Annotated in this window: 17 protein-coding genes; 9 read left to right on the top strand and 8 right to left on the bottom strand. The window is 40.6% G+C overall.

What is annotated here, in order from left to right:
* Window positions 1-191 precede the first annotated feature (191 nt).
* Together gppA and rhlB are read right to left on the bottom strand one after the other, a co-directional pair.
* The gene (gene gppA, locus IRQ78_RS18380) at window positions 192-1,685 is read right to left on the bottom strand and encodes a guanosine-5'-triphosphate,3'-diphosphate diphosphatase (RefSeq protein WP_194442878.1); all 1,494 of its coding nucleotides are present in this window, start codon (window positions 1,683-1,685) and stop codon (window positions 192-194) included.
* A gap of 48 nt (window positions 1,686-1,733) precedes the next feature.
* Window positions 1,734-3,008: an ATP-dependent RNA helicase RhlB gene (gene rhlB / locus IRQ78_RS18375; RefSeq protein ID WP_054554680.1), complete on the bottom strand. Its 1,275-nt coding sequence runs from the start codon at window positions 3,006-3,008 to the stop codon at window positions 1,734-1,736.
* Window positions 3,009-3,098: 90 nt separating this feature from the next.
* Between rhlB and trxA the strand changes: the two genes are divergently transcribed.
* The 3 genes from trxA (at window position 3,099) to IRQ78_RS20695 (ending at window position 6,279) form a co-directional block, all read left to right on the top strand.
* The gene (trxA, locus tag IRQ78_RS18370) at window positions 3,099-3,425 is read left to right on the top strand and encodes a thioredoxin TrxA (protein ID WP_054554679.1); all 327 of its coding nucleotides are present in this window, start codon (window positions 3,099-3,101) and stop codon (window positions 3,423-3,425) included.
* Between the two features lie 181 nt (window positions 3,426-3,606).
* Window positions 3,607-4,866, top strand: coding sequence for a transcription termination factor Rho (rho, locus tag IRQ78_RS18365; RefSeq protein WP_054554678.1), 1,260 nt, complete (start codon window positions 3,607-3,609; stop codon window positions 4,864-4,866).
* Between the two features lie 162 nt (window positions 4,867-5,028).
* Window positions 5,029-6,279 carry a methyl-accepting chemotaxis protein gene (locus tag IRQ78_RS20695; RefSeq protein WP_138598975.1) on the top strand — a complete coding sequence of 417 codons (1,251 nt, stop codon included), beginning with the start codon at window positions 5,029-5,031 and terminating at the stop codon, window positions 6,277-6,279.
* Here IRQ78_RS20695 and IRQ78_RS18355 read toward each other — a convergent pair.
* Window positions 6,252-9,011, bottom strand: a complete 2,760-nt coding sequence (locus IRQ78_RS18355) for a tetratricopeptide repeat protein (protein ID WP_228482683.1) — start codon at window positions 9,009-9,011, stop codon at window positions 6,252-6,254. The two genes, IRQ78_RS20695 and IRQ78_RS18355, sit on opposite strands and share 28 nt — an antisense overlap.
* A 219-nt stretch (window positions 9,012-9,230) precedes the next feature.
* Here IRQ78_RS18355 and IRQ78_RS18350 point away from each other — a divergent pair, with 219 nt between their 5' ends.
* Window positions 9,231-9,812, top strand: coding sequence for a DNA-J related domain-containing protein (locus tag IRQ78_RS18350; protein ID WP_054554676.1), 582 nt, complete (start codon window positions 9,231-9,233; stop codon window positions 9,810-9,812).
* 9 nt (window positions 9,813-9,821) lie between these two features.
* On the opposite strand, the gene dbpA is transcribed toward IRQ78_RS18350, so the two are convergent.
* The gene (gene dbpA / locus IRQ78_RS18345; protein WP_054554675.1) at window positions 9,822-11,210 is read right to left on the bottom strand and encodes an ATP-dependent RNA helicase DbpA; all 1,389 of its coding nucleotides are present in this window, start codon (window positions 11,208-11,210) and stop codon (window positions 9,822-9,824) included.
* A gap of 187 nt (window positions 11,211-11,397) precedes the next feature.
* Here dbpA and IRQ78_RS18340 point away from each other — a divergent pair, with 187 nt between their 5' ends.
* Window positions 11,398-12,354 carry a tetratricopeptide repeat protein gene (locus tag IRQ78_RS18340; RefSeq protein WP_054554674.1) on the top strand — a complete coding sequence of 319 codons (957 nt, stop codon included), beginning with the start codon at window positions 11,398-11,400 and terminating at the stop codon, window positions 12,352-12,354.
* A gap of 311 nt (window positions 12,355-12,665) precedes the next feature.
* On the opposite strand, the gene IRQ78_RS18335 is transcribed toward IRQ78_RS18340, so the two are convergent.
* Both IRQ78_RS18335 and IRQ78_RS18330 read right to left on the bottom strand, forming a co-directional pair.
* Window positions 12,666-14,618, bottom strand: a complete 1,953-nt coding sequence (locus IRQ78_RS18335; protein WP_194442877.1) for an alpha/beta hydrolase family protein — start codon at window positions 14,616-14,618, stop codon at window positions 12,666-12,668.
* Between the two features lie 77 nt (window positions 14,619-14,695).
* Window positions 14,696-15,601: a DUF808 domain-containing protein gene (locus tag IRQ78_RS18330; protein WP_194442876.1), complete on the bottom strand. Its 906-nt coding sequence runs from the start codon at window positions 15,599-15,601 to the stop codon at window positions 14,696-14,698.
* Window positions 15,602-15,714: 113 nt separating this feature from the next.
* On the opposite strand from IRQ78_RS18330, the gene IRQ78_RS18325 reads away from it, so the two are divergent.
* The 4 genes from IRQ78_RS18325 to IRQ78_RS18310 all read left to right on the top strand — a co-directional run bounded on the left by IRQ78_RS18325 (window position 15,715) and on the right by IRQ78_RS18310 (window position 18,917).
* A complete protein-coding gene (locus IRQ78_RS18325; protein WP_054554672.1) occupies window positions 15,715-16,002 on the top strand; it encodes an MliC family protein in 288 nt (95 codons plus the stop codon).
* A gap of 85 nt (window positions 16,003-16,087) precedes the next feature.
* A complete protein-coding gene (gene ubiD, locus IRQ78_RS18320) occupies window positions 16,088-17,554 on the top strand; it encodes a 4-hydroxy-3-polyprenylbenzoate decarboxylase (protein ID WP_194442875.1) in 1,467 nt (488 codons plus the stop codon).
* 87 nt (window positions 17,555-17,641) lie between these two features.
* A complete protein-coding gene (gene fre, locus IRQ78_RS18315; RefSeq protein ID WP_138598968.1) occupies window positions 17,642-18,355 on the top strand; it encodes an NAD(P)H-flavin reductase in 714 nt (237 codons plus the stop codon).
* Window positions 18,356-18,500: 145 nt separating this feature from the next.
* On the top strand, window positions 18,501-18,917 hold the full coding sequence (locus tag IRQ78_RS18310; RefSeq protein WP_054554669.1) for a CBS domain-containing protein: 417 nt from the start codon (window positions 18,501-18,503) through the stop codon (window positions 18,915-18,917).
* Window positions 18,918-18,926: 9 nt separating this feature from the next.
* Here IRQ78_RS18310 and add read toward each other — a convergent pair whose 3' ends face one another.
* Both add and IRQ78_RS18300 read right to left on the bottom strand, forming a co-directional pair.
* Window positions 18,927-19,928 carry an adenosine deaminase gene (add, locus tag IRQ78_RS18305; RefSeq protein WP_054554668.1) on the bottom strand — a complete coding sequence of 334 codons (1,002 nt, stop codon included), beginning with the start codon at window positions 19,926-19,928 and terminating at the stop codon, window positions 18,927-18,929.
* Between the two features lie 103 nt (window positions 19,929-20,031).
* A complete protein-coding gene (locus IRQ78_RS18300; RefSeq protein WP_194442874.1) occupies window positions 20,032-22,728 on the bottom strand; it encodes a CHASE domain-containing protein in 2,697 nt (898 codons plus the stop codon).
* Window positions 22,729-22,740: the final 12 nt, after the last annotated feature.

Raw genomic sequence — 22,740 nt, 5'->3', positions numbered from 1 at the left:
TTGACTCAACCAACTCGTCGTTTTGCTTTTTTGTAAGCAGTCCGCCGTGTCGGTGGATGCGCATTATAGGGAGATCCGAATTGAGATCAACTGTTTTTTGAAGTTTTTATGAAAAAAATGACTGTTCGCGCAAAATACGAACGAAACGGGTAAAAATAGCACTAAAAAAGGCCCCGAAGGGCCTTTTAACGTTATTTTACTATGAGCTTCCAACCTACTTTTGCTTGTAGCTTGGACTCTAGTTGCAGCTCACTGGCCATTAATGGGTGATATTTTAACCAATCACCATCAAATGTCAGTGTAAGGGTGTTTTCATTAACACTGAGATCAATCGCTGGTAGTACATCATCTTGGCGACGCATTGATAAGATCACAGCGATCCGCACAACTCTTGTTAAGCATTCTGCGAGTACTTGATGACAGCCCAAGTGAGCAAAACTGTTTTTAACAAGATCAGCGCGATGCTCACTAGCAACAGCAGTAATCAGTTTATGCTCAGATTGCGAGAATCCTGGCATATCTGTGTTTTCTATAATGTAAGCCGTGTGCTTATGATAAAGCTTATACTCTATGAGTAAGCCTATCTCGTGCAATTTTGCTACTGTCCTTAGCAATGCAATTGCATTTTCATCGATCGATTGCCATTGCCCCATCACGCTTTTAGCCAACTGCTCCGCAAGTTGCGCAACACGACAAGCCTGTTTTTGATCTACATGATAGCGATTCATTAAACCATCAACTGTACGTTTGCGGATGTCGTGGTTATGAAGCTCTGGCACCATGCTATATAAAACACCTTCACGTAATGCACCGCGAGCAAGACCCATTTGCTTTATATCTAACGATTCAAACAAGGCGATTAATATAGCGAGGCCAGAAACAAACACTAGGCGGCGCTCTTCACTCAAGCCAGCAAGCTCAAGATCAGCAATCGTTTCAAATTGCACTGATTGCTCTTTAATAGCGAGAAGTTTATCAAGCGTTAAAAGCTCATCTTGGTTTTGTGCAACCATGATTTCTTGGATCGCTTGCACTGTGCCTGACGCGCCGCTCGCAATTTGCCATCCAGTTGCTTGGTATTCATCGACAATTTCTGCAACTACTTCACTTGCCGCGTTAATTGCAGCTGCAAAATTTTCGTTACTGAGCTTTTGATCTTTGAAGTAGCGTTCTAGGAAGGTAACACAGCCCATGTGCAGGCTTTTATAATGCAGTGCATCAAAACCCTGACCAATAACAACTTCGGTACTGGCTCCGCCAATATCGATAACCAGTTGTTTACCGCTACAAGCAGAGGTATGTGCCACACCTTTATAGATTGTCTTAGCTTCTAGCTCACCGCTGATAACATTGATTTTATGACCAAGGATCTGTTCAGCTTTATGCTTGAATACATCAGCATTAGTAGCAAGACGTAAAGTTGCGGTCGCAACAATTGTGATGTTTTTCTTTGGTATGTCTTGTAGACGTTCAGCAAACAAGGCTAGGCATTCCCAACCTCGTTGCATGGCTTCAGTGCTAAGGACGTTGTTTTCATCAAGCCCTGCAGCAAGCCTTACTTTACGTTTTACTCGACCGATCGTTTGCAGACCGCCAGCAATCGATTTAGCGATCAGCATATGAAAGCTATTTGATCCTAAGTCGATTACTGCATACACATTTTTTTGCGGTTGAAGTTGCCCCACCGTTCAAAAACCTCTAGTTACTACTAAGTCTTCAATAACGGCCGTTTATCACGACCGCGATTTCTGGTAACTATTATTTGGTCGACGTCCGTTGTTATTACGATTACGTGGGCCTGTAGAATAGTTCCGCTTTTTCTGAATAGTAGGCTTAGTTAAATCATCAAGCAATGCACTTTTATCATAATGTGATAATGGAATGCTGTGCTCTATGTATTGCTCAATTTCGTGGAGATTATAGGCGTACTGTTCACAGGCAAAGCTAATAGCGTGTCCTGATGCACCTGCACGTCCGGTACGACCAATACGGTGTACATAGTCTTCACAATCATCTGGCAAATCAAAATTAAATACATGACTTACTTCTGGGATGTGCAAACCACGAGCTGCAACGTCTGTTGCTACTAAAAAGTCTAAATCGCCTTTGGTAAATTGAGCCAAAATTGATTGACGCTTTTTCTGGTTTACATCACCGGTTAATAATCCAACTCGGTGACCATCGGCTTTCATCCATGCATAAACATTCTCACAACTGTGTTTCGTATTTGCAAACACAATCGCTTTATCTGGCCATTCTTCTTCAATTAAAGTTAACAGTAACTTAATTTTGTCATCTTGCGATGGATGGAATAGCTCTTCTTGAATACGCTTACCTGTTTTTACATCAGGTTCAACTTGTACATGCTCAGGGTTAGTCATATGTTCAAACGCTAATTCCTGCACACGATATGACAAGGTTGCAGAGAATAATAGGTTTAATCGCTCAGACGTTTCTGGCATACGTCTAAACATATAACGAATATCTTTTATAAAGCCTAAATCGAACATACGATCTGCTTCATCAAGCACTACAACCTCGATTTCATTGAGGGTATAACAGCCCTGCTTGTATAAATCGATAAGGCGTCCAGTAGTCCCAATTAAAATATCAACGCCTTTTTCTAGTTGTGCACGTTGTTTTTCGTAATCTTCGCCACCATATACTAATCCTAAGTTAAGATTACAGTGTGGCGCTAAAATTTTTGCATCTTTGTGTATCTGAATCGCCAGCTCCCTTGTTGGGGCCATGATCAGGGCTCTTGGATGTTTACTAGATGCTTTGCTAGATTGTAATAACCGATGGCACGTGGCGGTTAAAAACGCCAACGTTTTGCCCGTACCTGTTTGCGCTTGGCCCGCAATATCGCGGCCTTCACAAATAAAAGGTAGGCATTTTGCTTGAATGGGTGTGCAATATTCAAACCCATTTTCGGTTAAACCGGCAACCACTTCCGGTGCGATAGCAAAGTCTGAAAACTTTTTATCGGTCAAATGTGTCTTAGTCATAGCGTTTAAGCATAACGTTTAAACTTGCAATAAGAAACAAGAGTGTTTAAATACGCATTAAATATTTCGCCTAACTAATCGGAGATCGCAATGAGCGAGAAAATTATTCAATTAACTGACGATAGCTTTGAAGCTGACGTACTACAATCAGACAAACCTGTACTTGTTGATTTTTGGGCTGAATGGTGCGGACCTTGTAAAATGATCGCCCCTATTCTTGACGAAGTAGCTGGCGAGTTTGATGGCCGAGTTACCGTTGGTAAACTTAACATCGACCAGAATGCAGGCACACCACCAAAGTTCGGTATCCGTGGTATCCCTACATTACTTCTTTTCAAAGATGGCCAAGTTGCAGCAACTAAAGTTGGTGCTCTTTCTAAGACTCAATTAGTAGAGTTTTTAGAAAACAACATCTAATGAAAATATAAAAAAAGGGCTTTTTGCCCTTTTTTTAGCTTTATTTTGTTTAAAGACTGGACGCCTTGCTAGTGACCTGCTAGTTTATAAAGCCAACTAATCCTTAGTTATACCAACAAACCTCACTCATGTATCAAACGATGATTTTGAGTATGACAATTGTAATAAAGAACCCACCAATATGCATTTACGCGAATTAAAAGACAAGTCTATAAAAGAGCTTGTAAACTTAGCTGAGTCCATGGGGCTCGAAAACGTAGCCCGTTTAAGAAAACAAGACATCATTTTCGCCATCCTTAAAGCGCACGCTAAAAGCGGTGAAAACATCTATGGCGGCGGTGTACTAGAGATCTTACAAGATGGTTTTGGTTTCTTAAGATCATCAGAAGCATCTTACTTAGCCGGCCCAGATGATATTTATGTATCACCGAGTCAAATCCGTCGATTCAGCATGCGTACTGGTGACTCAATTTCAGGCCTTATTCGTCCACCTAAAGACGGCGAACGTTACTTCGCACTATTAAAAGTAAATGAAGTAAACTTCGACAAACCTGAAAACTCTCGCACAAAAATCCTATTTGAAAACCTTACCCCACTACACGCAAACGAACGTTTACGTATGGAGCGTGGTAACGGTAGCACTGAAGACATCACAGCACGTGTACTTGATTTAGCCTCTCCAATTGGTAAAGGTCAACGTGCGCTTATCGTTGCTCCGCCGAAAGCGGGTAAAACCATGCTACTGCAAAACATTGCGCAATCGATCAGCTACAACCAGCCTGATTGTGAACTGATGGTTCTTCTTATCGACGAACGTCCAGAGGAAGTTACAGAGATGCAGCGCCTTGTAAAAGGTGAAGTAGTTGCCTCAACGTTCGATGAACCAGCGAGTCGTCACGTTCAAGTTGCCGAGATGGTAATTGAAAAAGCAAAACGCCTTGTTGAGCATAAAAAAGACGTGGTTATCTTACTTGATTCAATCACACGTCTTGCTCGTGCCTACAATACGGTGATCCCATCATCAGGTAAGGTATTAACCGGTGGTGTTGATGCAAACGCATTACACAAACCAAAGCGTTTCTTTGGTGCAGCTCGTAACGTAGAAGAAGGCGGTAGCTTAACAATTATCGCAACGGCTCTTATCGATACTGGTTCGAAGATGGACGAAGTTATCTACGAAGAGTTCAAAGGTACAGGTAACATGGAATTACACTTAAATCGTAAGATTGCCGAAAAGCGTGTATTCCCAGCGATTGACTTTAACCGCTCAGGTACGCGTCGCGAAGAGTTACTTACTAAACCTGATGAACTACAGAAGATGTGGATCTTACGTAAGATCGTTCATGAGATGTCAGAAATTGACGCAATGGAATTCTTAATTGATAAGCTTTCGATGAGCAAAACCAATGATGAATTCTTTGACTCAATGAAACGACAGTAACGATTACTAAGTTTTTAAAAAATGCCTGTTTAATACAGGCATTTTTTTTGCGTAAAACTAAGGACATAACACTTTAAAAGTTATACTTTTACAGAATAAGTTTATTGGTATTTGAAGAATAATTGTTCTATAAATGATTAGATATAAAGGTAAGGATCCTCTATGTCGCATTTAAAAATTGCAATTATTCTATTTGTAGTTAGCTTAATTGGCAGTATTACCAGCTTTATCATTTTCAACTCATCTATGAAAGAAATAGTCATTTTTGGCTTAGTTTCAGTCATTCCTTGGTCGCTATTAATCATTTATCTACATAAAGATAATGACAAACAAAAGGACTACCTTAAATATTTTGTATCTTGTATAACAACGAAAGATGGCATCGACTTCACTTTTCGGTTTAATGAAAGTGACAGCCAATTACCTGAGGTCTGTCACGCATTAAATGCAAGTCTAACCATGGTCGAGCATTTACTTAGTGAAGTTTCAGCTTCATCTGCGCGGCTTCTTCCTATGGCAGATGCTCTGCGAGACACCTATGCCTCAATGACTCAGAAAGCCACAATACAAAATGCACATGGAATTGATTTAGCCAATACAATAAATCGAACGATTGAAGTGTCAAGAAAGCTTGATCATAGCTTGAAAGAAATCTTTCAATCGGTTTTGGCTGCGACAGAATCAGTTCAACAAACTCGTTCTGATTCAGATAAAAGCCAAGCAAGCCTTATTAAACTTGCTGATAATATAAATCTCACAAGCGAACAAATTTTATTACTTAAACAAGACAGTGATGCCATAGGCTCAATTATTGATGTAATAAATGGCATCGCAGATCAAACCAACCTCTTGGCATTAAACGCGGCAATTGAAGCAGCCCGCGCTGGTGAGCAAGGTCGAGGCTTTGCAGTTGTCGCAGATGAAGTAAGAAACTTAGCTGCACGAACGAGTAAATCGACCCAAGAAGTGCGTGAAATGGTAGCTAAAATTCAACACAGCACCAAACTTGCAAATCAACTGATGCAAACAGCTCTCAAGGAAGCTGAAAATACAGTACAGTTATCTGATGCAACGACAAAAGAAACAAATAAAATAGAGCAGGCTATGTTAGCTATCAGCAACTACTCAGAGGGCGTTCATGAGCAAGTCGCAATACAAAGTACTATGTCTGACGAAGCCCAGGCTAGTATTGATGCAATGGTAGAATTAAACTCAGACGCACTTTCAAGTTCGCAAATTCAAGCTGTGTCCAGTAAGGATTTAGTTAGCTTAGCTCACGCTATAGATGACAAACTGTCTTTGTTTCATATTGCTCACCCAGATATCGATACTAATCAGCGTATAAATCGCGATCGTATCCAAACTAGCGACTCTTCTAAAAATCATCAAGATGGAGAGATTGAGTTATTTTGACTTACAGCAGCACAATGTAGCTGCTCAAGCAACTGAGCAACTAGGCTAGTTAAGTCTGATAATTTTTGCTGTTTTAGTGCAGACTCAAGCGCCATTGCACTCACTGCCACCTCATCTAACGCAAACATTTTTGCAGCACCACCAATGCGGTGCGCATCCTGCTGCAAATCGAAGTATTTATCAGCAGCAAAGTGTTGTTGTATTAAGGCGCTTTCGTGCTCGAAACTTGCAATAAAACTTGCGACTAAGTCGCTCATATCATGCTGAGACTTAATTGTAACGGCGTCCTTCTTACAATGCTTAGCAAGTTGCGTGTAAAACACCTTTTTATCAATTGGCTTAGCAAGATAACCTGTAAATCCCGCTTGAAGATAACCGTCGATTTCGTGACTAATAGCATTAGCCGTTAACGCATATACGGGCTGTGTAAACCCACATTCATGTAATAGTTTAAGCGCACTTAAACCATCAAGCACTGGCATCTGAATATCAAGCAACACAACATCGGGAAACTCCTTTAAACACTGCTCAACGGCTTGCTCACCATTTTCTACAGCAATCACTTCAAGTCCCATAGATTCTAAATAGCGAGAAATTAAACGGCGGTTATCTGGATGATCTTCAGCTAGCAGCACTTTGCCAGATAAGCCATTGGCAGCATGTTGTTCGAGTTTTGCAGGCTCAATGATGTCAGAGCTTGGTATATACTCTTTACAAGGTAAGTAAAATGAGAACACGCTACCTTGGTTCAGCTCACTTTCAACACTTATATAACCACCCATCATCATTGCAAGCTGTTGCGATAAACTTAATCCAAGTCCAGTACCACCGAAACGGCGACTAATACTATTGTCACCTTGGCTAAAGCAGTCAAATATTTGCTTCAGTTGCTCGGCATTCATGCCAATACCAGTGTCGGTAACATAAAACCACACACCTTGCTCAACACGCGAAACCTTTAACTCAACTTCGCCTTGGTTTGTAAACTTAATTGCATTTGCACACAGGTTAATAAGGATTTGTTTAATGCGGGTAAAGTCGAGCAAGCTATAATATTGCTCACCAAGTTCATTATGAAATGCAAAGTTCAACCCTTTATCTTTAGCCTGACCACTAAGCATAGAATGGACATCTGTAAGCAACCGAACTAAATCCCCCTCTTTTAGGCTAAGCTCTAGCTTGTTAGCTTCAATTTTACTGATATCTAGCACGTCATTTATTAGCTCTTTTAAATGATCACTTTGTTTTTGGATAACAGCAAGTTCATCATTTAAGTGCTCTGGTTTATAATAACCATTAATTAAATTATCTGTTTGCCCTAAAATTGCAGTTAGCGGCGTACGAATTTCGTGACTAATATTTGCTAAAAATTGACTCTTTATTTCGTTAGCTCTGCGCAATTTTTCTGCTGTTTCTTCAAGTTCTTTTGTTCGTTTTGCCACCATTAAAGAAAGCTGCTCTTTAGCGCCTTTTTCAATACTACGACGGTATACAGTAATACCTGTTACCACCAGCATAACGAATAAGATGAATAGCATAATGCCCAACTGTCGTTGTTTGGACATTTCGAGATCTTGTACTTGTTGACGTTGCTTTAGTTCGATTATTTCTTGATTGAGCTGAGTTGCTTGTATCTGGCTTTGTAACTCTCCCATCGACTTTAATAATTTGGCATTTTGAACCGAGTTAAATGAACGAACAAACTTATCAAAATTCGCAACGGCTGTAGCAAAATCACCTTGACCTGCTTTAATTAAAGCCATCATTCCCATACCATCTTGAACACGTAAATCGTCTTTGTACTCCTTTGCCATCTGTACTGAAGTAGTTAAAGTGGATTCAGCTTTTGTTAATTTATTCTGTAACAATTCAATTTTTGCTTGTGACAACACGCCGGCCAACTCTAAGGCTTTGTTGTCAATTTTTTTTGCAAACTCAATTGCTTTTTCGGCATGGCTTAAGGCAAGCTCTAAATCACCCGTGCGCAAATAAACATTAGCAATGTTGCCATGGCGAGAAGACAAGAAATAGGCGTTATTTGTTTCTTGATAATAGCGCAAAGCACGCTGATAATAATGCAAAGAGAGTTGATACTGCCCAAGCTCAGAATAAGCTACCCCCATATTTCCATAGGATTGAGCGACACCATCCATATCACCTAAACTTTGGAATATATTTAATGTTTCTCTGTACATTTCAAGAGCAACTTCGTAACTTGAAAGTCGAATATATATTCCGGCAATGTTATGCAAAATATCAGCTTTATCTTGCTCACTACCATGTTGCTCATAAATATCTTTGGCCTGTTTGTAGTAATTTAAAGCTTGATTCAAATTAAACATATCAAAATAAGCGAGACCAATATTGCTCATTAAATTGGCTTTAGCTAGTGGGTCAGGCATTTTTTCAGCAAAAGGTATCGCTTTTAAGTACGCTATTAGCGCCTGTTGCATCAAACCTTGATAATAGTAGGTCACTCCTTGCATTTTTATTGCACGAAAGAAACGCTCCGGATTGGTATCAAATGATGTAGATAACTCAACTTTTTGGTAATTTTCAATTGCTTTAGAAAATAAGTCTTTCTCTAATGCTAAATCGGCTAATTGCATATAAACATCAAGAGTTTGCTCATTACTCAGTGAACCTTGTGAAATTAACTGTAACCCTAGTTGATGCTTATCTTCCCACTGTTCTTGTTGTGTGAATTGCTCAAATAATGAATTTGCAGCCAAATTGAAGGGCATAACGAAAAAACAGCAAAAAAACGCTGAACAAAGTATGCTTAAACGTGTAGGTGCGAGCATATATTTAATATCCCTAATCTTATACTTGGCTTTTTATGCTAATTTTATAATGCTAAATATTTATCTCAGAGCAACTTTGTAGTTTCAATTGTTTAGCTGTGATAGCGTACACACATTTAGATTACACCAAAGTCAGGCTTGCGAACAATGGTTAACCCACTGATTGATGAGATTTTTTACCTCCTTTTGGAACAGCCTGTTTGGAAGGTTCATACGCTTGCCAGCGCACTTAGTGAATCTGGAAAAATAGAATCATTAGACGCAGACCCACAAAAAGATCTGTTTAAACGCAACTTTTTAGTTATGAATGGCTTGTATCAACTGCAAGCACAACTTGCGCCAGAGCAACAGCTAGAGATTGCCTCTTTACATATTGAACTTATTAGTAAGCAAACAAGTAACGCATTAGAAAGTCATGACCCGCTACGGGGTTATTATTTAGATTGGCAAAACTTTGATACAACAAGCGATGAAATTGATGCGTTGTTAACTGATTTTTGGCAGCGCTTTTCTTCATTTAGCACAAAGAAGGGGATTCACTCATTACCTCAGCAGCAGCTAATACAATTACAACAGGCGTGGCAGCTACCTACTGATTTTTCGGAAAAACAGTTACAAAAGCGTTGGCGACAACTGGCGCTAAAACACCACCCAGACCGCCAAGGCTGTGCAATTGAGTTTAAGAGAATACAACTCGAATATGAGCAACTTAAAGCTAGCTGCTCATAATTAACCAGATTACCGACTCAAACGTCGCGCACGGATCTTGCGCTTTTTAATATTACCTTCGGTCAATTTGCGTAATGCAGGTTTTGCAGCTGCTCGCTCAACAGCAATAAAGGCCACATTATCAAGTACGTTAATTTTACCTACCTGATGACCGGCAATTCCCTCTTTACCAGTTAATGCACCTAAAATATCACCGGCACGAATTTTTTGCTTCTTGCCAGCATCAATCATAATTGTCGCCATGGTTGGCTTATAAGCAGGCTTTTCGAGCAAGCTAAATGGCGGAATTGGTTCAGGGTCAAAGTCGCGCTCATAGTGGTCGCCAATTTGTGCCACTTTAAATTGCTCTGCTTCACCATAAATAGAACATGCAATACCCTTTTTACCTGCTCGACCAGTACGACCAACACGGTGTACATGGGTTTGAGGGTCATGCGCGAGGTGGTAGTTCACTACCATGTCCATATCGTTGATATCTAAGCCACGCGCAGCAACATCCGTTGCAACCAGAATACAGGCACTTTTATTAGCAAAGCGAATTAAAGTGCGCTCACGTTCACGTTGATCTAAATCACCGTGTAAGGCAACCGCACTAAACCCTTCAGCATAAAGGTCATCACAAATCTGTTGAGTTTCAACCTTGGTGTTACAAAAAACCACACAGCTTTCTGGCTGGAACTTTAATAACAACAGCTTCAATGTATTAAAGCGCTGTTTATTATTATCTAGTTTATAAAAGTATTGCTTTATGGTGCTTTTTGTTTGCTCTTCTTCAACCTTAATCATTTCTGGATTGCTAAGCACTCGCTCAGCTATCGCAGCAATTGATTTTGGATAAGTCGCACTAAACAATAATGTTTGGCGTTGATTTGGAATACTCTCAACAATAGCATCAAGGGTATCTTGGAAACCCATATCTAGCATTTGATCAGCTTCATCTAACACCAAGGTTTCAACATCATTTAAGCGCAATGTGCCTTTGCGAATATGGTCATCAACACGACCTGGCGTGCCAACAATGATATGCGCACCATGCTCTAATGAGCCAATTTGTGGACCAATAGACACACCGCCACATAAGGTTAAAACTTTAATGTTATGAATACCACGGGCTAGCTTACGAACTTCTTCCGCTACCTGCTCTGCTAATTCTCGGGTTGGACATAAAATGAGAGACTGAATACGAAAGCGTTTCACATTTAACTTAGCCAGCACACCTAGACTAAATGCAGCCGTTTTACCCGACCCGGTTTTAGCTTGGGCAATAATATCTTTGCCTTGCAAGATCACTGGCAAGCTTTGCGCTTGCACAGGCGTCATTTGCGTATAACCTAAAGTTGATAAGTTATCGGTTAACTCTTGCGGCAAAGCCAAAGATGAAAAAGCAGTAGCGGTCACAGTAATATTCCAAACTTGATAATTGAGGGACATCCTCGAAGATGCTGTGGATCATAGCAGAGAATGTGCTGTTTCTCTAAACGAAAACATTGTTCAGCATATTTAATTCATATTTGCTTACAGTTTGGTGCTTTCTAACTCTCTGCATTTGTTCTAGTTTATTGATAGCAATATTCAGGAAGAAACGATGCTTCTATTTAATACCGCACCCGCTGATGTTTTTTATAAAAAACAAAAAACGTGTCCACATTGCCATAGTGAACATTATTCTTTAAGCAATCACAGTAAAGTTTTGCGCTTTACTATTTTGCCCATCATGCCACTTTCTATTAATTATCAAAGACAATGTGATGACTGTGGCTATGTTACTCCTGCACCTTGGTATTCATTGCCCGCCTTAGAGTTAGCGTCGTTTATAAAGTACTTTATTGGCCTATTCATCATCGTTTACCTATTAGTAAAAGCATTAATCGGGGCGAATGAACAAACTGAGAACGAGCAAACTTACCTAAACGAGCCAAAGTTGTTTGATACCTATTTTGTATATTCGGATAAATTTACTGGCAAACCAAAACGTATTAACAACCTAAAAGTAGCTCAGCTCGTTGAGTTGGATGACAAGAACATGACTTTTAGAGTTGCTAACTACACTTACAAGTACAATAAAGACATCGAGATTGCGATGCGAACCAGCATGCTAGTTCAAGATGATTACTTTTCTAGTAAAACCCTGACTTTCAGTAAATCACAAATACAGCAGCTTTATGATGAAGGCAGCATATATAAGATTATGCGACCTGAGCTTTATAGTTTATTTGGTGGTTTTGTTATGCACCCGCCTAGACCTAAGCCTTTATATACGGGCGTTAAGCTCGATAAGCATAATCAGGAGGGGATCACTTACTTCAAAGATGGCTTATACGAGGAAGCGTTGAAAAGTTTTACCCTGTCTGCGGAAGATGGTTATTCATGGGGGCAATTAAACTTGGGTCAGATGTATCGCGATGGCCAAGGGACAAATGTGAATAACGAAAAAGCAGCTTACTGGCTCAACAAAGCCACCTTACAAGGGAATCCTAAAGCAAAGGTTGAGCTCGCAGAGCTATGCTTGAGTTACGATTGTAGTAAGTTGAATACTCAATAATCTGTTACCCATAAATATCACGCAGAAGAAACCAGCCTAATAATATGACTCTCGCTATTTACTTTAATTTTGTTATGTTATAACATTTTTGTATGGCGCAGTATTTATATTACTTTGTTGGTTTTATAAATGCTTATTAGCAATAACAGAGTCACTCTCCTGCTCTGTTTTAAATTGCAACTAGGCTTCATTGCTTAATGAACGAATCATCTTTTGAGTTTGTACAACTTAAAGGAAGACCTTGCACACTAGCACGCTTACGTTCCCGTGCTAAATCCTTGCCGGCGAGCTTGCTCGCCGGCACTTTTCTTTTAAAGCTTTAAATGTTCATCTAAGAAAGCCAATACTTTTTTATAGTAAAGAGTGCGGTGCTCTTCTTTATAAAAACCGTGGCCTTCATCATCTAATAGCTCATAAATATAGGGATGATTCTCTTTTTTAAAAGCCGAAATTAAAGACTCAGCTTGCTCGATAGGCGCCCTTCGATCTTCCCCACCATGAAAAATTAATACTGGAGCTTTTAACTTTTCTATATTGTAGCTTGGTGAAAAACGCTTTAGTTGCTCTTCATCCTCGCCTAATACCACTTTTAGAAAACGTTGCCCGCTATCACGCTCAGATACATCTCCCTCATCAAACATGAGTGGTAAATCATATACACCTACAACTCCAATCGCACACTGGAACATATCAGGTTCCAAGATCGCACTTTGTAACGCGGAATATCCACCAAAGCTGGCCCCCATAATGCAAATGTTACCTTTATCAGCAATACCGCTTGAAATAAGATATTTTACACCATCTATAATATCGTATTGTATTTCCTGTCCCCACTTGCGATGGCCGGCACGTTCAAAATTTCGTCCAAAGCCACCTGAGCCACGAAAGTTAACCTTTAGTACAGCAATTCCTCTACTCGCAAGAAGCTGAGCTGTTGAGTCATATCCCCACCAATCTCTTGGACCATGAGGACCCCCATGCGGCATTACTACTAATGGTAAGTTTTTTTCTTCAGCATTATTTGGAATAGTTAAGTAACCGTAGATAGCTAGTCCATCACGTGCTGTAAAATTGATAGGCTTTGTAATCGCCATTTGACTAGGTTTAATCCAACTTCTGGATGAGAATAGAAAACCGAGATTATTAGTTTTAGCATCAAATAAGTAATAACTGCCAGGATTAGTGTCACTTGAGGCAAAAATGACGCTCTTATCACCATTTACGGTACTGCTGACTAATTGAACTTGCTGGCCCTCAAGCACTCTTAAAAGAGCTTTTAATTGCTGGCTTTTCTTAGTGTTATTATCTATAAAAGAATAGGTTGGGTAGCCTAACTCATGCTCGACAGCAAAAAGTTCTTTTGAAACTTCATCCACCCACACCTGCTTTGGTGAAACACTTTTTTCTTTATGGATTAGATCAAATTGTTTAGTTTTAAGATTTAACTTATAAAGCCCTTTAGCTTCTCCGTTAACTGAAGCCGTCACATAAGCAGATTCATCCGTGCTATCAAAAGCATGCAACCCAACATCACTATACGAAATATCCTTTAAATTGAGCTCTTCCCACTCACCACCAGATTTAGGGCGGATATATATTTTTGGATTAATATAGTCATCAGTCGAGGCGGATACTCTTACGTTGCCTTCATGATCAGTCAGAAAACTAGCCATTCTTGAAGGTGAACGTGTGATCTTTTTTCTTGTCCCTCGATAGACATCTACTTCATATACAATCGTGTGAGGCTCTTTGGCAGCTGTCCATGGTATGGTTAAAACCAACATTTTACGCTTATTTTCTACCAATGGGTCAAGCACATAAGAGGTCCCTAATACAGGAGTTGCCTTTTTAATTCTCGTCCCAGTTTGCCTTTCACCTTGATAACCAACCAAATACTCCCCTTGACTGCCGTCTGCGTTTACACCAAACAACTCACCATGGTATTCAGGATGATCTTTCCAACCCTTGAGATACTCTTTAGCCAATACAATACGCTCTTCATTCACCCAGTAATAGTTGCCGACTTGAGCATTTTTTGGAAAGTTTATCGCATGCAATACCTTAAATGTATCAGTATCCAAAATCATTAAAGAATTCTTGCCGTTAGGCTGCGTCATTACGGCTAGGTATTTACCAGTAGGTGAAATCTTCACACTTCCAAACTCGCTAGCTTTACTGAAGGTTTCAATTGGTAAAGGTTTTGGTTTTGCATTACTAATAAAGCTAGTAAGCAAACAAGATATAATTATGATTAATCTAGACATAAAATTCCCTTTTAAATTTAGAACAAAATAAAAGGTAACAAATAACTCCCAACCAGTATACTTATAAATAACAATTGTTACCGAAAAAATCTCTTATAGATAATTGTCATTAAAACGACGATCCCCCCAGCAACAACGCCCAATAAACCATCAAATATAATCGGCGTAGCCAGCTCCCCAGTTTTGCCAACTAAATCCGTTACAAACTCGGTGCTACCTTGCTTGGCGTGATGCAAAACAGGGATCCCATGTACCAATATGCCACCACCAACTAAGAACATAGCAACCGTTCCTGCAAAGGCTAAAAAGCGCATTAACTTAGGCGCTGCAGCAAGTAAAAACTTACCTACAAGCTCTTTAAACTTACCGCCACTTTGCTGCGCTTTTTGCAGTAAATACAAACCAGCATCATCAAGTTTAACAATCCCAGCAACTAACCCATACACGCCAATGGTCATAATAATTGCGATTACACTGAGCACTAAAGCTTGATTAACCAGCGTTGCGCCAGCAACCGTACCTAGCGTTATCACTATAATTTCTGCAGAGAGGATAAAATCAGTACGGATTGCTCCTTTGATTTTTTGCTTTTCGTATTCTTGTAAGTCTTGTTGTTCAACCACACTTTCATCTTCTTGTTGAGCGTGACCAAACAGCTTTTCGATAATTTTCTCTGCACCTTCAAAACACAAAAACAGCCCGCCAACCATTAACAGCGGAGTGATTAACCAAGGCAACCAAACACTAATCAATAACGCTGCGGGCACTAAGATGGCTTTGTTGATAAACGAGCCTTTTGCTACAGCCCAAACCACTGGCAACTCTCTATCGGCAGTTACCCCTGTAACTTGCTGAGCATTAAGCGCGAGGTCATCACCTAACACCCCTGCTGTTTTTTTTGTTGCGACTTTACTCATCGTCGCAATGTCGTCTAAAAGTGTTGTAATATCATCAAGTAAGGTTAGTAAATTTGTGCCTGCCATGGTTTTTCCTTGCCCATTAAATACACTATCAACATAACTTATCCTGCCATTTTCACCAACGGTTAATTTTTCTTTGTTAGGCTTATAGCTCATTCAAAAATAGAGGTGTTTCTATGATTAAACCACTTCTCTCGGGGCTCGCTTTAGTTACCTTGTGCGCATGTGCTGAGCAAAGTGCACCGAGCAACTATCTGTGCGATGAGACCCTCAGCGCCAGTATCGTTGAGTACAATGATGAGGAAGCCAGACTGACATTTAAGGAGAGTGAATATTTACTCAATCGCCAAGTAAGCGGCTCTGGGGTTAAATACAGTGCCGATAATGTGCTGTTTTGGTCTAAAGGCGATGAAGCCATGCTGATTTTAAGAGGTAAAAAGTACCAATGTAGCTTAACCCAGTAATAGCAAAAGCTTTCGTGGCTAAATTAGCTTAATCAGTGGTTTTGAGTATAATAGCGACAGTTTATTCAGCGTTTAAGCGGCTATAATGAAATACAAAGATCTTCGCGAATTTATCGAGTTATTAGAACAAAAAGGTGAGTTAAAACGGATCAAACAAGAAATTGATCCTTACCTTGAAATGACCGAAATTGCCGACCGTACGTTACGTGCAGAAGGCCCTGCTCTGTTATTCGAAAACCCTAAAGGTCACACCATTCCCGTTCTTGCTAACCTTTTTGGTACGCCCAAACGTGTAGCGATGGGTATGGGCCAAGATGATGTCAGTGAACTGCGCGAAGTTGGTAAGTTATTAGCTTTTCTAAAAGAGCCTGAGCCACCAAAAGGCATTAAAGAGGCACTAGGGCAAATCCCAGTATTCAAACAAGTACTGAATATGCCAGCTAAAGAAGTAAAAAAAGCGCCTTGTCAGCAAGTTATACTTGAAGGCGATGATGTTGACTTAACTAAGCTGCCTATCCAACATTGCTGGCCGGGTGATGCTGCTCCCTTGATCACATGGGGTCTAACGGTTACCAAAGGGCCTTATAAAAAGCGCCAAAACTTAGGCATTTACCGTCAGCAGCTATTGGGTAAAAACAAAATTATTATGCGTTGGCTATCGCACCGCGGTGGCGCATTAGATTTTCGTGAATGGTGTAAAGAGCACCCAGGCGAACCTTACCCTGTATCTGTCGCATTAGGTGCCGACCCTGCGACAATCTTAGGCGCTGTAACACCAGTACCAGACACCCTAAGCGAATATGCATTTGCTGGTTTACTACGCGGTGGTAAAACTGAAGTTGTTAAATCGGTTTCAAATGACCTACAAGTGCCTGCTACCGCAGAGTTCGTGCTTGAAGGTTATATTATGCCAGGTGAAACAGCACCAGAAGGCCCTTATGGCGACCACACAGGTTACTACAACGAAGTAGACGAGTTTCCGGTGATGACGGTCACTCACATTACACATCGTGAAAACCCAATTTATCACAGCACTTACACTGGCCGTCCTCCAGATGAGCCAGCAGTACTCGGGGTTGCATTGAACGAAGTGTTCGTACCAATTCTGCAAAAGCAATTCCCTGAAATTGTAGATTTTTATCTACCACCTGAAGGCTGTTCTTATCGTATGGCTGTGGTCACGATGAAAAAACAATACCCAGGTCATGCCAAGCGCGTGATGATGGGGGTGTGGTCTTTCTTACGTCAATTCATGTATACCAAGTTCGTGATTGTTTGCGATGATGATGTAAACGCACGTGATTGGAACGACGTGATCTGGGCCATAACAACGCGTATGGACCCTGCTCGCGATACGACGATGATCGAAAACACGCCAATTGATTATTTAGATTTTGCATCGCCAGTTTCGGGCCTTGGCTCAAAAATGGGCATGGATGCAACCAATAAATGGCCAGGCGAAACAGATCGTGAATGGGGTGAGCCCATTGTTATGGATCCAAAAATCAAAGAACGTGTTGATGAATTATGGGACAGCTTAGATATTCTCTAGGCTGTGACTATGTTAAACTGCTCAAAATTTAACGGTTATGAGTGCGATTCATAACCGAATTTGCTTCTGTGCTTATAAAGGTAAACTATGCAAACATTACTCGCTGACGTTGTTGCGATCAGCCCGCTTACAGACCATGTACATAAGGTCATTTTGAAACCACAGCAACCTGTGTCATTCGAGGCAGGCCAATATATGCAACTTGTATTAGGCGAAAAAGATAAGCGTGCCTTTTCTATTGCAAGCCGCCCTTCACAAACTGACCAAATTGAACTACATATTGGTGCCGCAGGTGCTGATTCGTATGCAATGCAAGCGCTTGATCATTTACGTCAAGCACATACAGAGCAACAGCAAGTTAATGTTGAAGTGGGTTTAGGTGTATCACAGCTGCGAGTTGAGGGTGAGCGCCCAATTATTCTACTTGCTGGCGGTACTGGTTTTTCTTATGCCAAATCAATGGCTGATCACCTTGCTGAAATTGGCTGTGAGCGCCCTGTATTATTTTACTGGGGTGTTCGTGAGCAAGCTGCGCTTTATGCTCATGATGAAATGCAAGCATGGGCAAACAGCAACCCACATTTCCAATACATTCCAGTGGTTGAAAATGCGCCGCAAAGCTGGACTGGCAAAACCGGTTACGTCCACAAGGCCGTTATGGAAGATATAGTGTCTTTAGAACCATACGATATTTACATGGCAGGCCGCTTCGACATGATTGGCGTGGTTCGCGATGATTTTATTAACCATGGTGCGGTACGTGAGAACATGTACGCTGATGCATTTGCATTCATTAAATAACTAACTCATACAGATTATTTTTAAGGCATCCAATTGGATGCCTTTTTTATTTGTTTTACCTATCGCCTTAATCCGTCTAAACGATTTCACAAACTGCATTTCCTTGACCATACTCTGTTTAGAATAACGATGGGGAGAGACCCAAATGCTAAATACAAAAGTACAAGACTTTATGCAACGTAAGTTGCCACACATTACGCCTGAAACTGAAATGACCACCGCGATTAGCGAGCTGCAAAAGTTTAAATTACTAGGCGCACCTGTATTCGATGACAACAAAAGTTTAGTTGGCTTTATTTCAGAACAAGAGCTGCTGCAACCGCTCATGCAAAACAGTTATTTCTGCGATGGCGTGGTAAAGGTAAAACAACTCATGCGCACCGATGTTGTTACCGTGAGTAGCGATCAAAATATCATTGAGTTGGCTGATGCCATGAAAACGGGTAAGCCAAAGAATTACCCAGTTATCGAGGGTGGTAAGGTTGTTGGCATGATCAGCCGAGGTGACGTGCTCAAGGCATTATATGAAAACTACGTTTCATGCCAAGAGCACCAAGTATAAGTTAGCTGCTTAACGATTAGCAGCTAACTGTTTTAAAGCCGCTTTATCTGCATCGCTTAAATAAGCAATTTCAAGCGCATTAGCTTGCGCTTTTTCCATATCGGCTTGGCTTAACCCTGCCGCAGGTGCTGCTACTTGATACTCATACGCTATTTCAATACCTTCAACGGCCGGATCATCAGTATTAATCGATGCCAAAATACCATGGTCTAAGAAGGTTTTTAGCGGGTGTTTTGCAAGCTCAGCAACAGTACTGGTTTGAATGTTACTGGTTAAGCAAGACTCAATACCAATGCGCTTATCACGTAAGTAATCCATTAGTGCAGCATCTTCAATTGCTTTTACACCATGACCAATACGCGTTGCACCAAGCTCGTTAATTGCTTGCCAAATGCTTTCGCTACCGCGTGCTTCACCGGCATGAATCGTGGCAGCTAAGTATGCATCATGAACTTGTTTAAAGTGATCAACAAATAGCTCACCCGGGAAACCAATTTCATCGCCAGCTAAATCAACCGCCACTAAATCATTTTTAAAAGCAAGTAGCGCATCAAGCTCTTGCTGACAGATTTTGGTGCCATATGTACGCGACATGATGCCGATTAAGTTAGCTTTAATTGGCGCGTTTTGGCACGCACTTTTTACACCATCAACCACCGCTTCGACAACTCCTTGCGGGTGTAAGCCTTGGCTTTGCGCCATATAATATGGACTAAAACGAAGCTCAACGTAATCGAGGTTTTGGGCAATCGCATCTTCAACGTTTTCGATAGCAATACGACGACAAGCATCGTAATCACCCAGTACTTTTACACCCCAATCAAGCTTTTGTAAAAATGCCACTAAATTTGGTTCAGGGTCGATAACCTGTACGTGCGGAATAAGCGCTTCAATGTTGTCAGCAGGTAATTCAAGATTAAACTGACGACCAAGGTCTAAGATCGTTTGTGGGCGAACATTACCATCTAGATGACGGTGAATATCAAGCAAAGGGAGTTTGTTATTGATCATAATTAGCACTCAGGTTCAGTAAATTTGCGCGGATCATACGTACCCACGGCGATATTTCAAGTTTAGATGATTTTATTTACTTTTTTGAGGTCAAATGTCTGCTTTAATGGCCGCTAGCATTATGCAAAAAATGCCACAAGGTTTTAAAAAGTTTATCAGCATCAATTGGTTTAGTTAAATAACCATTCATACCACTGGCTAAACCTTTCTTAAGATCATCATCGTGGGCATTTGCCGATAAGCCAATAATCGGTAAATCGGTGATCAGTAACTCGTTGCGAATAACCTTAGTCGCTTGTAAGCCATCCATATTCGGCATTTGAATATCCATGAGTACAAGGTCATAGCTTTTTTCACTGATCATCTTAATAGCCTCGTGGCCATCTTTAGCGATATCAGGTTGGCAACCTTTAGTTTTTAAAATCGAACTCGCCACATGTTGATTCAATGGGTTATCTTCAACCAATAGAATTGTATCGCCAGCAAATGAAACAGCTGTCACATCGATATCAGCTAACTCATCGTCGCTATGAATCACCTCTTCAAGAGGGGACTCAAATGGCAGCGAAATTGTAAACGTTGAACCTTGCCCCTCAGAGCTACTGAGGCTTATCTCGCCTCCCATCATAACAATGAGTTTTTGGCAAATACTCAAGCCTAAACCTGTGCCACCAAAGCGACGAGAGGTTGAGCTATCGGCTTGTGAGAATGGTTTAAACAGGCGCTGCTGCGCCTCTTTACTGATGCCGATGCCAGTATCAATAACACTAAAGTAAGTAAATTCACCCTGCTGCCAAATACGTAATGTAATCGTGCCTTCTTGAGTGAACTTCACCGCATTGTTTAACAGGTTTAATAATACTTGTTTTAAACGAATTGGGTCGGTGTGGATCAATAAGTGCGCAAATGCATCAAACTCAACCTTAAACTTTAAAGCACGGGAATTAAGTTCAAACTGCAATAAGTTAGTCAGTTCATTAACCAACGCATTCACATCGATGGGTTCTTGATGTAGCTCCAATCGCCCCGCTTCTATTTTAGAAAAATCTAAAACATCATTGATTACCCGTAATAGTACATTCAATGCACCATCGGCTTGATCAATATAACCACGGGCTTGTTGCCAGTCAGGCTCTTGCATTGCTAAATAATGCAAACCTTTTATACCATTAATAGGTGTGCGTATTTCATGGCTCATATTCGCCAAGAACTCACTTTTAATTTGGCTGGCTTTATCGGCTTTTAGTTTTTCTTCGCGAAGGCTTTGAGTTTGTTTCGCTACTTGCTGACGAATTTGAATATTAGTACCGGTTACTGAAATCAAAAATGTGATCAATAACCAAACAAACAGCATACCGACTATTTGCGCTAGCCAATAAGGCAGCCATGACGACTGCGCTACTGACTCCCATAATTTCACCTGCCAAACGCGCTCGCCAATAATAAAATTAAAGCTCGCAATAGCGGTTGTACCAACACGGTGTGGGCTGTAAATCTCGACAGGGTTAGTACCATCGGTAACATCAAAAAAACTGGTTTCAATCTCAGTATTTTGATTAAAATTTAGTGTTTGTGCCAGCAACTCTAAATTAACCACAGCAACAACATAACCCCGAAAGCCGACCTGATGATTAATGTCTGAATAAACAGGGTTAAAGAATAAAACGCCCTTTTCGTTACCATCACCTTGCATCAAAGTAATAGGCTCACTGACGGTGACATTTTTAATTAACCGAGAGTCAGTTAACGCTTGTTTACGTAACTCGTTTGAAGCCAAATCAAAGCCTTGCGCTGGTTCGTTCCCTACTAATGGATGAATATATTGCACCGGAAAATAGACTGCTCGCTTACTTACCGGCTGCCACTGTCCTGCAGCATTTTTTTCTTTCACGTAGTAATCAGCACCCAGTTCATCACGCAGTAGACTTTGATAGTTATTTAGTTGTGAGTGAATAACTTTAGGTGCCCACTCAAGGGCAAGGATTTCTTTGCTATATTGTAGCTGCCTTGTTGTAAAACGCTTAAATTCATCAAAATCAACCATGTCACTACTAGCAAAAAAAGTTGCTAATAAAGATAAATGCGATTTAATTTCATCAACTTGGTGTTCAAGATTAGTATGAATTGCACTGACTTTTGCTTGCTGGCGCTGTAAGTCTTTGTCTTTTTTTACACTGGCTGCACCATAAAAGCTGACACAAATAACCACATAAATTAATAACGACGGCACAATGATTTGCAGCCGTTGACGAGTGTGGTGGTAACTAAATGCCGCTAAAATTAATGGTGTGAAAATCAGCACCCCAATGCTGTCGCCAATCCACCATGCGATAAAATTATTAAGCGCCGCATAACTCGGAATAACATTATTAATGACCAATAAGCCGGTGCCAATTGATGCTGCAATCAAGCTACACAAAGGGCCACCTATCATTAAGCCAATCATACTTTGCTTTAATGACGATAACTCAATCGGGCGTTTAACTACATGAATTATAATGTAATAGGCAAGCCAAGCCTGAAATGTTGATGCACTTGTCACACCAATAGCTTGCAACATCATTTGCCAGTGAAAAATATCAGTGACTTTATCAAGGTGAATAAGGTTTACAAAGAACGCCCCTAGCAAAACTCCTAGCAGAGCACGATTTCGAAGTAGTAAGATACTGGCAAGCGCAATACCTGCAGGCGGCCACGCTGCAACCGCATAACCATCAATCGCCAGCAAAGAATTACTTAAATACCCTGTAAGAAAGTAAGCAAGTGCAATACTTATTGTCAGTGTAAATAAGTTTTTCAAGCCATTGCTCCT

This window comes from Pseudoalteromonas simplex (genome assembly GCF_015278155.1).
GTDB lineage: Bacteria > Pseudomonadota > Gammaproteobacteria > Enterobacterales > Alteromonadaceae > Pseudoalteromonas > Pseudoalteromonas simplex.
The sequence above is the reverse complement of the archived record's forward strand: the minus strand, read 5'-3'. Positions and strand labels throughout refer to the sequence as shown.